This is a genomic window from Ensifer canadensis (genome assembly GCF_017488845.2).
Lineage (GTDB): Bacteria > Pseudomonadota > Alphaproteobacteria > Rhizobiales > Rhizobiaceae > Ensifer > Ensifer canadensis.
Window position 1 is genome coordinate 3701514 of record NZ_CP083370.1, and the last position, 16524, is coordinate 3718037.

The window sequence follows — 16524 nt, forward strand, 5'->3', positions numbered from 1 at the left end:
CTTGCGTTCGAAATGTCGGTGTCCAGATGTTGTGTCTCATGTGAGGCTGTCCCACTGGATTTTCAATATCGGGTATCTCACTTTGTCGCGAGGTCTTCAAGGCTCCTGTCCAGTGCCGCATCCTCGAGCACGTGGATGACGGGGCCTTCGGTGAAGATCAACGCACACTGGAAGCGGTGCGCGGGATAAAGTGGCCGCAGCAGCTCGCGATAGATCGCAAGCTGGGTTTTATAGGCGGCGGGGACGTTGTCGGCTGACGCGGGCACGCTGCGATTGGTCTTGAAGTCGGCAATGGTGACGACGCCATCCGCCACCGACAGCCGGTCGATCCGGCCGGAAACGGCAAATTCGCGGTTTGCGAGCTTCAATGTGCCCATGACCGAGACTTCTGCGCGGCTGGCGCCGGAAAAGAGCGCGCGCAGGTCACCATGATCGAGGACCTGCAGGACGGCATCACGCAGGCGCTTGCGTTGCGTTTCGGGCCAACGCGGCACCGAGCGGGCGAGATATCGGTCGGCCGCCGCCAGGCGCTCGGACGGGGCGATCGACGGCAGCACCTGCAGCAGCCGGTGCAGGATGGCGCCGCGCAGCATCGAGAAATTTGCTGGCGTTTTCACGGAAAACAGCGCCGAGCTGACGATCATGTCGCCGTCGTCCTCATCGACCGCAATGCCGACGCCCGATGGGCTCAGCGGCCGCGGCAACCGCCGTGGCGGCGGCAGCGGCGTCGAAAGAGCAATCGGCAGGCCGGTCTTCGCGGGGGCCATGAGGTCCGATAGCTCGTCACCTGACGGCACTTCGCGCGGCACATGCGTTTCCCGCCAGGAGTGCCCTGGCCATTCTTCGTCACCCGCCTTGAAGGTGACAGGGGTGCAGCGACCATTCTCGTCCTGCGAAAGGCTCGCCTGCACGATGGCGTGCCAAGTGTCCGCACTTGGCCGCTGCCCGCGATACCCGCAGACGACCAGCCGGTCGGCAGCCCGGGTCATGCCCACATAAAGCAGCCGGCGGTATTCTTCCTCGGCCAGCGTCTTCAGCCGGTCGCTGTCGGCGGCGATGAGTGAATTCGAAGCCGAACCGGGCGCCCGCCAGACGGGCAGCGGGTAGCTCGAGCCATCGGCGAGTGGCATCTCGAGGAAGCGAAGATCGGGCACGTGCTGGGAGTTGAAAGGCTTGCCGCCGCCGTCGACCAGAAACACCACCGGCGCCTCCAGCCCCTTGGCCGCATGCACCGTCATGATCCGGACTTCGTCGCGCTCCTTGTCCTGCTCGCGCTTGACGGTCGGCGCCTCGATTTCGAGCGTCGAGACGAAAGCCTGCAGGCCGGGCAGGCCGCTTCTTTCGTGTTCGAGCGCAAAGGTCAGGAACTCGTCGAGAATGTCGCTCACTTCGCTGCCGAGCCGGGCGAGAAACGCCGCGCGCCCACCATGAACGCCAAGCACGCGGGCATAGAAATCATGCGGGGCCAATTGTTGAGAAAGGGCGGCATAACGAAGAAGCGCCTTGACGGTTCCCTCATGTGGGGAGCCTTCGATGGCGCCGGATTCCTGCAGCCTCTGCCAGAGGCTAGCGCCTTCGTCCCGTTGGGCAGCGAGTTCGAAAAGCATGTCTTCGTCGAGGTTAAACAGCGGGCTCTTTAACAGCGCCGCGAGCGACAGGTCGTCCTCCGGCAGCAGCATGAAGCGCCCGAGCGCCAGCAGGTCCTGGATGGCGATATGGCTCGTCAGAACCAGCCGGTCGGCACCGGCGACGGGGATGTCGCTGCGCCGCTTCAGGGCGCGGGTCAGCGCATTGACAAAGGCGTCGCGCTTCCGGACGAGCACGATGACATCGCCCGGGCGCATGGCGCGGCGCACGCCCTTTTCGATGATGGTCTCGCGCCCGATCCAGCTATCGAGTACGGCGGCAATGCGCCGTGCCAAAATGTTGACCGGTGCCGTTTCCGGCGTGGCATCGAAGGGGGCCGTCCATTCGTCGTCGGTCGCCGTCGGCTCGGCCGCGATCACATCCCAGATGTCGACGGCGCCGGGATGGCCGATGCGGTTCGAGGCGTGCACGACCGCTTCGTTCCGGGCGCTCAGCCCACGCGCATGCGCCGGGTTGGCAAAGACGGTATCGACGGCGGAGAGCACGTCGACGGTGGAGCGGAAGGAGAGCTGCAGGCGGATCGGACTGAACGCCTTGCCGCCGTCTCGCACGCGCCGCTCGGTCTCGATGCTTTCGCGCGAGAAACGCTCGGGGCGTGCGCCCTGGAACGAGTAGATCGATTGCTTCTCGTCACCGACGGCAAACATGGTGCGCTCGTTGCCGCGCGCACTGTCGCCCGAGAAGAATTCCGCCGCCAGCGCCTGGATGATCGTCCATTGCGTCGGGCTCGTATCCTGGGCTTCGTCGACAAGGATATGGTCGATGCCCTGGTCCAGCTTGTAGTGAACCCAGGCGCTGACGTCGCCGCGCGCAAACAGGCTTGCGGTGCGATTGATCAGGTCCTCGAAGTCGAGCTGGCTGCGGGTGCGCTTCAGCGCTTCATAGTCGTTGTTGAGCCGATCGGCGAGCGTCAGCGCCGAGAGTGTCGCCTCGTACATCTGGATGATGCTCAGCCGGTCGGCGCAGGCGATGACATGATCGCGGGCGGCTTCGACCAGCTCAATCAGATCCGGCGCGGCCTGGAGCATGGCCTTGTTTACGAAGGCCGATTCGGCGCGCGGCTTGCCGGTGCCGGTAAAGAACAGCTCCTGCAGCCCCTCGTATCGGGCCATCGGATCGACAAGCTTGGCCGTTGCGCGAAGCCCCTCGGCGAAATCGAGCACCTTGGCGCCGCCGGCGCTGGCAGCCAATCCAAGGTAGCGTTCGAGGGCCGGGCCGTTAAGGCCGGGAAGCGGCCAGACGCTTTCGAGGATGCGCTCGACGCTGTCTTCAGGTTCAAGCCTGAGTGCCGCGTGCAGTTGCACGGCGACGCCGCCATGGAGGTCAGCATGGTCGAGAAATGCCTGTATCGCCGTGCGGTTGGAGACGATCGCACCCAGCAGTTTTTCAAGCCCGGTGTCGTCGGCAAGCTCGAGCACGGTGGCAAAGGCATCGGCAAGCGGTGCATCGCTGTCAGCCGTTGTCGCGGTCAAGAGGGCGCGGCGCGCGTCTGCCAGCAGCACGGCCGCCGCCCGGTCGTCGAGAACCGAGAAATGCCCGGCAACGTTTGCCTCGAGCGGAAACTGGTGCAACAGCGCCTCGCAGAAGGCGTGGATGGTCTGGATCTTCAGGCCACCCGGCGTTTCGAGCGCGCGCGCAAACAGCCGCCGCGCCTCCTGGAGCTTCAGCCGCGAGGGCAACTCGCCCTCGATGGTTTCGATCCGCTTTTCCAGCGCCTCGTCGTCGAGCGTCACCCATTCGGCAAGGCGTTCGAACACGCGGTTCGACATTTCCGAAGCCGCCGCCTTGGTATAGGTCAGGCACAGAATGGCCGAAGGCCTGCAGCCCGCAAGCAGCAGCCGGATGACGCGCTGCGTCAGAACGTGGGTCTTGCCCGACCCGGCATTGGCTGAAACCCAGGCGGAGCGAGCGGGATCGGAGGCGAGCGACTGCCGGCGCGACGTCCAGTCGAGCCAGGCTTCGGGCGTCCTTTCGTCGGGGCCGGCGCTTTCATCCCTCATCGCTGTCATCCTCGCTGTCGGCTGTCGACCATTCCGCAACCCGGGCCAGATGGTCGTATTCACCGCCGTAGTCGCGTTCCTTCTGCACGATCAGTCGTGAGGCAAAGCCATGTCTGCCCGACATCAGGGCGGTCAGCAGCTTTCTAAGCTCAGTCAGGGCGTCGTCCGCCAGCTGATCGGCCGATTTCGTTTCCTTGGCGCGGCTGTTTTCGTTGTTGACGGTCTCGACCTTGAAGCGGGAGCCGGGCTTCAACCGGACATAGAGCAGCGATTGCGGGTGGCCGGGACCCATGCCCTTGAACGCACCGGCTTTCAGCGCTGCCGCTTCCAGCGCCAGCTGCGGATCGAGCAGCACGCGGGCTTCCTTGATCGACGGGCTGGAGCCGGTCTTGTAATCGATGATTTCCACCGTCCCGTCGGTCATCGTGTCGAGCCGGTCGGCGATCCCCGTCAGGCGAATATCCACCACCCCGATCTCCATCGATGCCGCAACTTCGGTCAACGGCTTGCGGATAAACCGCGCACGCTCCCGTTCCCAGGCGACGAACGCCTTGCCGACCGCTGCAAAGCGTGGCCGCCATATGGTGTCGATATGGGCGGGCAGCCGTTCTTCGTCGAAGGCTTCATTGAGCAGGCGGCCCATCGCCTCTTCTGCAGCCGCGGACAGGATGTCGAAGCCGCCGCGCACGAAACGATCGACGATGCGGTGATAGAGCGTGCCGCGTTCTGACGCGCCCGGATCGCGATTGAACGGGTCGAGCGGATGCAGACGCAGGATCCGGCGCGCGTAGATCGAATAGGGATCGCGGCGAAGCCGCGAGACTTCGCTGAACGAATATTTGCGTGGCTGCAGGTCGACCGGCGGCTTGGGTGCCGGGCGCTCGGCCAAGGCCTGACGCCCACCCTTGTCGAGCATCCGCGCCCACAGGAGATAGTCGCTGCCGTTCGATCGCAGGTTCTCTGCCAGCCGCTTGCCGCCCAGCGCCAGCAGCCGCTGCAGCCATCGCGATGCGACGGTCGGCGCCGATCCCTGGCGCATCGAGCGGGTGAAGATCAGCTTGCGGGTGCCGCACGCCATCTGGAAGTCGTGGGCGAGCTGGCCGATGCGGCGTTCGGGCGGCTCGAGGCCGATCCCGGTTTTCATCGTTCGGGAAAGGAAGGGATCATTGGCGGTTTGCCCCGGCCAGTTGCCTTCGTTCATGCCGCCAAGCACCACGAGATCCATGCTCTGCAGGCGCGATTCCAGCGCGCCGAAGATGAAGACGCGGGGGTGGCGCATCGAGCGCGGCTTGACCGCCTCACTGGCGGCAAGCGCCTCCATGATGTCGCACCATTGCGGTCCGTCGGCATCCATCTGGCCTTCGGTCTCGATGATGCCGCGCAGCAGCGTCGCCAAGGCTTCGCCTGCCTCGCCGGACCATAGACCGCTGAGGTCGGCGCGCTCGTCGCCGCAGACGGCCTCCAGCGCCTGGCCGGTTCGTGTCGCCCATTCGGCAAAGGTAAATATCTCGGAGAAGGGGCGGCGGCCATGGCTGCGCCGCACCAGCGCGCCGGCGAGTGGGTCCGTTGCCACCTTTACCCGCGCTGCGAGGCCCCTCGCGGCGAGAATGTCGTCCTCGGTAATGCCGATCCGCCATTCCGGGGGATGGCGGTCCGTCCTGTGATGGCCGGCTGCCTGTTCGAGCAGCGGCACCAGAAGCGAAATGTCGGCGATATCGGTGCCGCTGCGCAGCGCCAAGCGCTCCAGCACATCGGCGCTGCGGCGCATCTCCGCCTGCGGCAGGCCGAAGCGGGCTAGGGGATGCTTGAACAAAGCGACCAACGGTACCGGATCGCCGGGCCTGAGACTTGCCTCCAGCAGAAGCCGCATCAGCGTGCCGGCAGGCGTAGAGGCGAGCGGCGTGCCGGCGGAATCGTCGGCCTCGATATCGAAACGTGCCAGCTCCGCGCCGACACGGCGCGCAAGATTGCGGTCGGGGGTGATCAGGGCCGCCTGGCTGTCGTCGCTTCCCTCAAGCGCCAGCCGCAGTGCGATCGCGATCGCCGTCGCCTCCTCGCGCTCATTGGCGGTTTCGATCAGGGCGACGTCGCCAAAGGCCCGTTGCAATGTTTCGGGCTTAAGTTCGTTGCGGGTTTCAGTCCAGCCATTCGTCGCCTTGGCGGGCAAAAGCGCATGCGACAGGATTTCGCTGCGATCGATGAGCCCTGCATCGGCCTGGTCGAGGGTCGGGATATCGCGGCGTTCCACCTGCATGCGTTGCAGCAGGCGGTGAAAGCCGTATTGCGGGTGGCTGCGGCTGGCCGGATCGGATCTGCCGCCGGTGACGGTCTCGCCGACGATCATGCCCCATTCGGCGTCGGTCATCGTCTGGTCGAGCCCCGGCAGCACGATCGTGCCGTTGGACAGCTTCTGAACCGCGGCAATCAGGGCGGCCGTCGCCGGGATGGAGCCGGTCGAACCGGCAATGACGATCGGCCCTTGAAGCGCGCCCGCGGCAATGCGCTGGGTCTCGGCCTGCAGGATGGCGTTGCGATGTCGTGCCGGCGAGGATTGTTTGAGTTCTTCCAGCCGCTCCGGCCAATAGGTGCGGGCGATTTTCAGGAACTCGAGCGTCAGCTGCCACCACAGCGCATGTTCGCCGGCATCGAGACTGTCGAGCTGCTCCCAGTCGAGTTCTTCCGTCTCCATCGCATCGATGAGTTCGGCCAGATTGCGCGCCAGCCAGATGGCGTCCGCCGGGCTTGCGGGGGCGATCAGTGGGCTTTCCGCGTGAATGTCGAGCACCACCTTCGGCAGGCGGTTTCGCCAGGCAAGGATAAGCCGGCCAAGTTCGATCAGGCGGGCGGTGCCGGGAAGGGGCGGCGCCAGGTCCAAGATCGCCGGCACTTCCGCATCGAAGAAGCCGCTGTCGTCATCGGTTTCGCCGAGTGCCCGGATCGTCGGCAGGATTGCCGAACGGCCGCCGAGCAGATCGACGAATTCGGAGCGCAGCACGCGGGCGGACCGACGCGTCGGGACGAAAATCGTCACGCCGGCAAGCGGCAGCGGATCCGCGGGATCGTAGCGAAAATCCGGCGTCAGCGTCCCGTCGCAGAGTTTGCGCGCAAGTGTCTTCAGGAAGGGCAGGCCCGGCGGAATCGTAAAGACGTTGGTTCCGCGATAGGACATGCTCATCCTTCCGGCTGGTAGCGGCGGATCGCGGCTTCAGCGTCTTCGATCGCCTCTGGCGTGCCCACAGTCATCCAGTGGCCGTCGAGCACGATGCCGAACAATCGGCCTTCGGCGATCGCCCGATCGAAATAGATGTTCAGGTTGAACGCATCATCCGGCGCGTCGGCAAACAGTTTCTTGTCGAGCGCGATCGCGCCGGCATAGACCACGGGATTGTCCATGCCCTCGGCATAGCGGACCAGACGGCCGTCGGTGCCGAGCGAAAAGTCCCTCTTGCCGTTGTGCCCGGTCGTATCCTCGTCGCGCACGCAAAGCAGTGCCATGTCCATGCGCTGCGGATCGAAGAAGCCGGCGAGCCGCTCGAGATTGCTGGGCTTGCCCGCTTCCTCGCCAACCCAGAAGAGATCGGCGTTCATCACCAGAACGGGGCCATCGGCAAGCAGCTTCAGCCCCTTGACCAGGCCACCGCCCGAATTCATCAGCGCATCGCGTTCGTCGGAAATCACGATTTCGGGCGCCGGGCGCTGCGCCAGATGTGCTTCCATCTGCTCGGCGAAGTGGTGGACGTTGACGGCTGCCCTGGTGACGCCGGCGTTCACCAGCAGATCCAGAACATAGTCGATCATCGGCTTGCCGGCGATCTTCACCAGTGGCTTCGGGATGGAGTTGGTGATCGGGCGTAGACGGGTACCGAGGCCCGCCGCGAGCACCATCGCATTGCTGATCGACATTGCTTCTCTGTCAGTTCGCTGATTCGGGCACGATGATTCCCGTCTTCATACACCAGTCGCGCAAGGGTTTCAGCGCTTCGTGCATGAGAGCGACTTCGAGATAGGCGAAAGTGCGCGGCATATGCTTCATATAGCCGGGTTTGCCGTCGCGCTGCATCAGCCGCACCCAGATGCCGACGAGCTTGCAGTTGCGCTGCGCCGACATCAGATGCCAGTCGCGAAGGAACAGGGCCTCGTCGAACGAACCGGCAGCGCGGCGGTCGCCGAGATAGGCATCCATCATGCGGCTTGCCAGTGCCGGTTCGATCGTCACCCGAGCGTCCTGCACCAGTGACGCCACGTCATAGGCCGTCGGGCCAATCATCGCATCCTGGAAGTCGATCAGGCCGACACGCTGGAGACCCTCGTGCTCGGGACGCCAGATGATGTTCGGCGAGTGAAAGTCGCGCAGGAGCAGGTTCTTCTCCGACGTCGCGATGAGGTCGATGAGGTCGTCCCAGATCGCCGCGTATTCCTGCTTTTCCTGTTCCGTCGCCGGCTCGCCGCGTTTCCACGGCAGGTACCAGTCGGTGAGCAGCCGGGTCTCTATCTTCATCGCCCTCCGGTCGAAATCAGGGATATGGTGCTCTACGCCGCCGGAGAGCGCGATGTCACGCCTTGCCGGGGTGGCGTGAAGTCGGGCGAGCAAGCGCGCGCTTTCGACGTAGCGTGCCTCGATCGGCTTCCCGGCCTCGTCGAGTACTCCTTCGGAGCCGAGGTCCTCGATCAGCAGAATTCCCTGGTCGAGATCGCGTGCGTAGATCACAGGTGCTGCAAAGCCCCGTTCTCTGAGGAGCTCGTCGATGGCGACGAAGGGGATCACATCTTCGGCGATATGCGCGAGTTGCTGGTAGTACCTGCCATCCTGGAGGATCGGACCGGGCTTATGCCGCGCGGCATCCATCAGGATCCGGCTCGGAAGGCCGTCTCGGCCGTCGACCCGTTCGTATGCTCGCACCGAGGCATCGCCGCTCAGGTGACGTCGGCGCGCGTCCGCAAATCCGTTACCTGCGAGGAAATCGCGGATCGCCAGCGAGCGGGTAATGCGCTGCAGGGCATCTTCGGGGCCGGCGATGCTGGCGGTTCGTCCGGCCGCCTCATGGGTGATCTGCAGCACGATCCTGTCGGAAGGCAACGCCCCGTCGGCCCTCTCCGGCCATTCGACCAGGCAGACGCCCAGAGACAGCGCCTCGTCGAAGCCCAGCTCATCGAGTTCGCTGGCATCTGCCAGCCGATAGAGATCGAAATGCGCCACGGGAATGCGCAGGTCGTAGCTCTGCACCAGCGTAAATGTCGGGCTCGGGACTTCCAGCCCGTCGTCATCGGCGACGGCGCGCAGGAAGGCGCGTGCCAAGGTCGACTTTCCGGCCCCAAGATCACCCGAGAGAGCCAGGCAGTCGCCGACTTTCAGCGCCAGAGCCAGGTCTTCGCCAAGCTGGATCGTGGCTGCCTCGTCCTTCAGGAAGCGTTCGATCGGCTTCATTATTCCGCCGCGACGATCTTCGGGACCTCTGCCGAAGGGATACGGCAGCTGACCTCGGTGCCTTCGCCCTCACGGCTGCGGATCGACACGGTGCCGTGGTGAAGGCTGACGAAGCTCTCGACGATCGACAGGCCAAGGCCGGCGCCGCCGCGCTGACCGTGGCTTTCGAAGCGGTTGAACACCGTATCGAGCACGTCCTGGGGAATGCCCGGTCCGCTGTCCGAAACGGAAAAGACGAAGTCTCCACCGTCGCGCCGGCACGAAAGCTCGATGACACTACCGTCAGGAGCAAAGTTGGCGGCGTTGGTGAGCAGCTTGACGAAAATCTGCTTCAGCCGCTGCTGGTCGGCGACCATGCGTCCGAGGTTGTCGGGTGCCGCAACGCGCAGTGTGACGCCGCCCTCGACCAGTCGGTCAGCCATCTGATGGGCGATGTCGTCGAGGAAGTCGGTAAGATTGATTTCCGACATGTCGAGCTCGACGATGCCGGCGTCGACGGTCGCAAGATCGAGAATGTCGTTGACGATGGTCAAAAGCAGCGACGAGGACGTGGCGATGTGATCGACATATTCCGCCTGCCGATCGTTGAGGTCACCAAAGGCAGGCGTCTTCAGCAAATCGGCAAAACCGATGATGTTGGTAAGCGGCGAGCGCAGCTCGTAGGACACGTGATGAACGAAGTCGTTCTTCAGCGCATCCGCCTTGCGCAGCGCATCGTTCTTCTCGGTCAGTGCCCGTTCGACCCGCACGCTGTCGGTGATGTTGACGAAGGTCAGCATCGTCTGGGCGTTTGGCAGCGGAATGACGGCGTAGTCGAGGATCAGCCCGGTTCGAAGTTCAAGAATGCCTCGACTCGAGGGCCGTTCGTCGTCGAAACTGGTGATGATATGGGAGAACCGCTTCCAGCCGTCCGGCTGGTCGTAGGACATGAGGCAGGCCTGCTCGATCGCGCGGATATGCGTGCCTGGCTTCGCCTCGGTCTCGTTGATGCCCCAGGTCGCGCGAAAGGCCGGGTTGGAAAGCCGGATGCGGCCATCGGGACCGAACACCGCAACGCCTTCGGCCAGATGGTCGATCGTTTCGCCCTGGACCTGGACCAGCGTGTTGTAGCGGGTTTCCAGATCGACCTTCTCGGTTAGGTTCTCGAATACCCACGTGACGCCGCCTTGCGGCCGTGCCGTTGCGAATACCCGTAGCGTCTGGCCGTTCGGCAGGTGCCAGAGGTCGGATTGCGTATCGAGCGCCTGGTAGACGGAGAGCGCGTTCGCCTTCCACTGTTTCCAGTTGAGCTGTTCGGGCAGCTGTCCGCCCGAGCGCAGACGGTCGAGCACTTCGCCATTGTCCGGCTTGCGCTCGAGGAAGCCCATGTCCAGGTTCCAGAGGCGCTGGAAGGCCTGGTTGTAGAATTGTAGGCGCTGATTGCCGTCGAAGATTGCGACCGGCGTTGCGAGATGGTCAAGCGTTTCCGCGTGGCTCTTGAGCGTGCGATTGAGTTCTTCCCGCACAGCCTCGACGCCGGAGACGTCGATGGCAATGCCGGTCGTTCCGGCCGGGCTGCGTGCGTCGACGACGTCGAAGAATGTGCGGTTGCCCTTGACCACGGTCGACAGCTTGTCTCGGAATGGCGTGTCGAAGGTCGAGACGGCGCGTATTTTTTCGCGTGCCACGGTCGCCAGCAGTTCACGGCCCTCGGCGATGGCTGCAGCGACGTTGGGGGCTTCCACGGCGTCGGCATAGGCCTCGTTGACCCAGCTCAGCGCTCCATCGGTGCCGCGCTGCCAGACCGGCAGGTCGATCGCGTCGAGCAGGGTGCGGAAGGACGTCAGCGAGTTGTTGAGGCGATCGCGTTCGAGCTTCAGTTCAGCCAGTTCAGCCCGCATGTTGTTAAGTGCGATGAAGCGCACAAAAGCGCGTCCGCCGGAAACGCGGCCTTGTGCCTCCAGGACTTCGTTGCGCGTCGTTTCGAGCACCAGATCGAAGCTGCGTGCCTGCGTGCGCAAGGCGTCGATCGCCTTTTCGAGCTCGCTGGCGGAATTCGCCTTAATCCAGCGCCCAAAGGCCAGGAACTCGCGATCGTCTGCAGGCGCGCCGGTTTCTGCCGGCAACTGGCCGAGCAACTCGGCCCGCTCGGCAAGCCCATCCCAGATGACGATGCGGCGGTTCTTGTCGGCAATGAGCGCCTGGAAGCGCGAGAGGCGCTGATTGGCGTCCGAAAGGTCGGATCGCAGCTCGCGGTTTTCAGCCTCGATATTGCCGCGCTGGCGGATCAGCCAGATTGCCGAGATCATCGCCGCGGAAATGACGCCGATGAGGACGGAGAAGGTGATGACCTCCGACGAACCGAAGATATTCGCCTTCTGCGCCGAGACCTGGGCGACCGCATCGGTCGCAGCGAAAAGCGCCGTGCAAGAAATCAGGCGGCGGAGATATACCGGACCTTTGCGGCGACCGCCCGATGAGGTTTGTTGTGCTGTTGTCATGGCGCTGCCGTCCCCGTCTGCCCGAAGGGTGCTGCCGGCCCTGTAGTGCCATGCGCAGTTCCGGCGATACCCGGTTGAAGGGTTCGCGTCAGTTCTGATTGCATCCCCGGTCTGTCTCCGTCTGTTTGCCGCTTGCCGACAAGACATCCCACTCGCAATGCCCGAAGGTCCGCACCGGCATCACGAATCAATGGGTTAGAGCATACTTCGTTGACGAATCGCCGGGAAGGGAGCTGCCCAAAAAAGAGGCCGCGCTCTCTTGTCAAGAACGCGGCCACAACATGTTGTGGATTGCCCGGGTAACGATTAGTACCGGTAGTGTTCCGGCTTGAACGGACCCTGCTGGCCGACGCCGATATAGTCGGCCTGTTCGCGCGACAGCTCGGAGAGCTTCGCGCCCAGCTTGTTCAGGTGCAGGCGGGCAACCTTCTCGTCGAGCGCCTTCGGCAGAACGTAGACTTCGTTCTTGTAGTTCTCACCCTTGGTGAAAAGCTCGATCTGAGCCAGCACCTGGTTGGAGAACGAAGCGGACATCACGAAGGACGGGTGACCGGTGGCGTTGCCGAGGTTGAGCAGGCGACCTTCCGACAGAAGGATCATGCGGTTGCCCTTCGGGAACTCGATCATGTCGACCTGCGGCTTGATGTTCGTCCACTTCAGGTTACGCAGCGCGGAGACCTGAATTTCGTTGTCGAAGTGGCCGATGTTGCCGACGATCGCCATGTCCTTCATCTCGCGCATGTGGTCCATGCGGATGACGTCCTTGTTGCCGGTCGTGGTGATGAAGATGTCGGCAGACGAAACAACATCTTCGAGCTGGACGACTTCGAAACCGTCCATGGCTGCCTGCAGGGCGCAGATCGGGTCGACTTCCGTGACCTTTACGCGGGCGCCAGCGCCGCTGAGCGAAGCAGCCGAGCCCTTGCCGACGTCGCCGTAGCCGCAGACAACGGCAACCTTGCCGGCCATCATCACGTCGGTGCCGCGGCGGATGCCGTCAACCAGCGATTCCTTGCAGCCGTACTTGTTGTCGAACTTCGACTTGGTGACGGAATCGTTGACGTTGATTGCCGGGAAGGGCAGCAGGCCCTTGGCCTGGAGCTGGTACAGACGGTTGACGCCTGTCGTCGTTTCCTCGGTCACGCCCTTGATGGCGTCACGCTGCTTGGTGAACCAGCCCGGCGAAGCCTGGAGGCGCTTCTTGATCTGCGCGAACAGGATCTCTTCTTCTTCCGAACCCGGGTTGGAGAGAACGTCCTCGCCGGCTTCGGCGCGGGCGCCGAGCAGGATGTACATGGTCGCGTCGCCACCGTCGTCCAGGATCATGTTGGAGACGCCGCCGTCGGTCCACTGGAAGATCTTGTCGGTGTAGGTCCAGTATTCTTCAAGCGTTTCGCCCTTGACGGCGAAGACCGGGATGCCGCTGGCAGCAATTGCTGCGGCTGCGTGGTCCTGGGTCGAGAAGATGTTGCACGAGGCCCAACGGATGTCAGCGCCGAGAGCCGCGAGCGTCTCGATCAGCACGGCCGTCTGGATGGTCATGTGCAGCGAACCGGTGATCCGCGCGCCCTTCAGCGGCTTGGAGGCGCCGAACTCTTCGCGGCAGGCGATCAGGCCCGGCATCTCGGTTTCGGCGATCGTGATTTCCTTGCGTCCGAAATCGGCAAGACCGATGTCGGCGACGATGTAATCCTGAGTGGTGGTCATGAAATTCTCCAGGCTGATCTCTTCAAGCCGCTCTGGCCCTCTGGCCATCCGGCGGCACGACTATGCCTCCCGCGCATGTCATCGCGGTGAGAGTGCGATCGATCTATCAGGAATCCTGGGGCAGGGCAACCTCGATATAAAGAAGTCTTTATATCTTTATATTGTCGGTCACATTTCTTCGCCGAACTTGTCGCGCACAAGCGCGTCGAGCGCATTCAGCGCTTCTTCGGCCTGCGCACCGCTGGCGGTGACGCAAACGCTTGAGCCGGTGCTGGCGGCCAGCATCATCAGGCCCATGATCGAGGTGCCCCCGACGGTGCTGCCGTCCTTCGACACCGTGATTTCGGCATCGTAGGCCTCGACCGTTTGTACGAACTTCGCCGAAGCGCGGGCGTGGAGGCCGCGTTTGTTGACGATGAGGAGCTCGCGCGTCAGCAACATGTCGGTGCGATGGTCCATCATTTTCCACTCAGGACGCGGCTGGCGACGTTGATGTATTTGCGTCCCGCCTCGGAAGCCTCCAGCAGGGCCTTGTCCATGTCGCTTTCGCCACGCACGCCGGCCAGCTTGATCAGCATCGGCAGGTTGACGCCGGCGATGACTTCGACCGTGCCGCTGCGCATGACCGAGATGGCAAGATTGGAAGGCGTGCCGCCGAACATATCGGTGAGAATGATGACACCGTGGCCCTCGTCGACATTGGTCACGGCGTCGAGGATATCCTGCCGACGCTGATCCATGTCGTCCTCGGGGCCGATGCAAACGGTCTCGATAGCTTTTTGCGGACCGACAACATGCTCGAGCGCGTGCCGGAATTCCTCAGCCAGCTTGCCATGGGTGACAAGCACAAGTCCGATCATGGGTATCTTTTCTCCGACTGCACGCGCAATTCACTGATGGTCAGATATCGCAATGCAGCAATTTCGTCCACCTGTTGGGGCGGCCATCTTGGCAAGGAAAAGGCGAAGTGCAAGCCAAAAATGCCGAAAAACCAGCCCAGTTGCCTGCAACTATAGCTAAAATCCTAATTTTTCGGGTAGCAGCACACGCAGAACAGCAAGCACGTGTACGCCGTTTTCAATGGGGACGCGAACAATTGGCAGGCTGCCACCGCCGGGTAGGGGAAGTTCCTCGTTTTCCGGCGGCATGCGCGGATCGAATGGCGCGTTGACGGGCAGGATTGCCCAATCCATTACCGCTGCATGCACCGTCTCGAGCCTGGCAATGCCGGCGCCGCGGATCTCTATCAGGCCTTCGATCGACGCGGGGCAACGGGCGATTATTCGGCCCTGCTCCATTGACAGGTCGACACGATCGTCGGCGACCAGTGCCGCAAAGTGTCCCATCTGCTGTGCCGCCGAAATACAGGCGAGCGCCAGCCGCGATTTGCCGATGCCGGAAGGTCCGGTTACCAGAAAGCCGGTCGTGCCGAGAACCATTGCCGTGCCGTGAATGTTGTGCCGCGGCGTCACGCGTGCGGCTCGGCGGGCAGGGAAAGCACGAAGCGGGCGCCGACGATCCGCCGATCCGGACCCATGATGTTCTCGGCCTTCAGCGTGCCGCCGTGCGCTTCGGCAATCTGCCGGGAGATGGACAGGCCAAGACCGGAGTTCTGGCCGAAGTCTTCGCCTTCCGGCCTGTCGGTATAGAAGCGTTCGAAGATCCGGTCGATGTCTTCTGCCTGGATGCCGGGACCATTGTCCTCGATATAGACGAGGCAGCGCGACCGGGAGCGCGTCAGGCGCACGACGATGCGGCCGCCCTGTTCGGGTACGAAGGAGCGGGCGTTTTCGATCAGATTGGTGATGATCTGGCCGATGCGCAGTTCGTAGCCGTTGATGGCGAAGCGCGCCTTGGGGCTGTCCTTGCGGTCGATGACGAAATCGAGCAGCACCGGCTTCTTCTTGCTGCGGATCTGGCGCGAGATATCGACGAGGTCGCCCAGCAGTTTTTCGAGGTCGATCACCTTGGCGTCGCTACGCGCAAGCTCGGCGTCAAGACGCGAGGCGTCGGAGATATCGCTGATCAGGCGGTCGAGGCGACGAACGTCATGCTGGATGACGTCCATCAGCCGCTTCTTCGATTCGTCGGTGCGGGCGAGCGGAAGCGTTTCGACTGCGCTGCGCAGCGACGTCAGCGGATTCTTCAACTCATGGCTGACGTCGGCGGCGAAATTCTCGATCGCCGCGATTCTGTCGTAGAGTGCGGTCGTCATCTCGCGCAACGCGACGGAGAGATTGCCGATCTCGTCCTGGCGCGACGAGAAATCAGGAATTTCCTCGCGCTCCTTGGCACCGCCGCGACGCACCCGGATGGCGGCGGCCGAAAGGCGCCGCAACGGATTGGCGATCGTCGACGACAAGAGCAGCGACAGAATGACGTTGACGAGGGCGGCTACCCCGAACACGCGGATGATGGCGAGGCGTTCGGCATGCACGATCTTGTCGATATCGCCGGCCTGGGTGGACAAGAGCAGCACGCCGAGAACGGCGCGGGACCGCTGCACTGGCACGGCGACCGAGACGATGAGCTCGCCCTTTTCGGTCACGCGGCGCACCGCACCACGCACGCCGGTCAGCGCGTTCATCACTTCCGGATAGATCGATCCGTTGCCGCCCGGCGGCTCCTTGTAGAGCGGCAGGTCGCCCGACTGCAGCAGGCGGTTGATCCAGCTTCCGAACTTTTCCTCGATACCGGTGGCTTCGGGATCGACGGGCGGCAGGTCGAAGCGCAGCACCTGGCCGCCGCTATAAAGGTGGCGCGAATCGAGCAGCAGATCCGCATCGGCGTCGAACAGGCGCGCGCGGGTGCGGGTCGGCGAGATCAGCCGCCTGAGCACCGGAGCCACCCGTTCCTGGATGATGGGGAAATCGAGGTCTTCGTCGCTCGGCAGCGGCGTGATGCTCTGGCCGGCCTGCAGCTCCAGCAGTTTTTCAGGATCGATGGTGATCGAATTGGTGTCGACGGAGGCGGAAGCCGAAATGGCGCCGGCGATGATTTCGCCCTGGGTCAGCAGGCTTTCGACGCGGGCGTCGATCAGCCCTTCGCGAAACTGGTTGAGATACATGATCCCGCCGACCAGAACCACGAGCGCAACGAGATTGAAGAAGACGATCCGTCGCGTCAGGCTCGAAAAGACGGCGTTGCCGAACAGGCGGCGAATCAGCGTGAACGAATAGGCCCAGCGCCGGCCTTTCGCCGATGTCCGTCCGTCAAGTTCATCGACATCGCCTTGCAAGACTTCCACCAAGTCTTTCCGCTCCCG

At 63.4% G+C, this 16524-nt stretch carries 10 protein-coding genes; all 10 read right to left on the reverse strand.

All coding sequences use genetic code 11. The features are described from left to right. Positions 1–77 precede the first annotated feature (77 nt). The 10 genes from addA to J3R84_RS17945 all read right to left on the reverse strand — a co-directional run bounded on the left by addA (position 78) and on the right by J3R84_RS17945 (position 16509). The gene (gene addA, locus J3R84_RS17900; RefSeq protein WP_203529142.1) at positions 78–3647 is read right to left on the reverse strand and encodes a double-strand break repair helicase AddA; all 3570 of its coding nucleotides are present in this window, start codon (positions 3645–3647) and stop codon (positions 78–80) included. Continuing rightward, complete coding sequence (gene addB, locus J3R84_RS17905; RefSeq protein WP_025425337.1) at positions 3637–6816, reverse strand: double-strand break repair protein AddB; 3180 nt, start codon at positions 6814–6816, stop codon at positions 3637–3639. The genes addA and addB overlap by 11 nt, the downstream gene beginning before the upstream one ends. 2 nt (positions 6817–6818) lie before the next feature. Further along, on the reverse strand, positions 6819–7550 hold the full coding sequence (locus J3R84_RS17910) for a nucleotidyltransferase family protein (RefSeq protein ID WP_203529143.1): 732 nt from the start codon (positions 7548–7550) through the stop codon (positions 6819–6821). A 10-nt stretch (positions 7551–7560) separates the two neighbouring features. Further along, a complete protein-coding gene (gene tsaE, locus J3R84_RS17915) occupies positions 7561–9072 on the reverse strand; it encodes a tRNA (adenosine(37)-N6)-threonylcarbamoyltransferase complex ATPase subunit type 1 TsaE (protein ID WP_025425339.1) in 1512 nt (503 codons plus the stop codon). Then, entirely contained in the window at positions 9072–11552 is a 2481-nt protein-coding gene (locus J3R84_RS17920) for a sensor histidine kinase (RefSeq protein WP_025425340.1), read from the reverse strand. Before J3R84_RS17920 ends, tsaE begins: the two co-directional genes overlap by 1 nt. Before the next feature lie 306 nt (positions 11553–11858). Beyond that, positions 11859–13259 carry an adenosylhomocysteinase gene (ahcY, locus tag J3R84_RS17925; protein WP_025425341.1) on the reverse strand — a complete coding sequence of 467 codons (1401 nt, stop codon included), beginning with the start codon at positions 13257–13259 and terminating at the stop codon, positions 11859–11861. A gap of 168 nt (positions 13260–13427) precedes the next feature. Next, positions 13428–13721 (reverse strand): HPr family phosphocarrier protein, encoded by a 294-nt coding sequence (locus J3R84_RS17930; RefSeq protein WP_025425342.1) that lies wholly within the window; start codon positions 13719–13721, stop codon positions 13428–13430. Continuing rightward, the gene (locus tag J3R84_RS17935) at positions 13718–14119 is read right to left on the reverse strand and encodes a PTS sugar transporter subunit IIA (protein WP_025425343.1); all 402 of its coding nucleotides are present in this window, start codon (positions 14117–14119) and stop codon (positions 13718–13720) included. The genes J3R84_RS17930 and J3R84_RS17935 overlap by 4 nt, the downstream gene beginning before the upstream one ends. Positions 14120–14275: 156 nt before the next feature. After that, positions 14276–14698 (reverse strand): HPr kinase/phosphorylase, encoded by a 423-nt coding sequence (locus tag J3R84_RS17940; protein ID WP_051509138.1) that lies wholly within the window; start codon positions 14696–14698, stop codon positions 14276–14278. A gap of 29 nt (positions 14699–14727) precedes the next feature. Then, on the reverse strand, positions 14728–16509 hold the full coding sequence (locus tag J3R84_RS17945; RefSeq protein ID WP_025425345.1) for a sensor histidine kinase: 1782 nt from the start codon (positions 16507–16509) through the stop codon (positions 14728–14730). Positions 16510–16524: the final 15 nt, after the last annotated feature.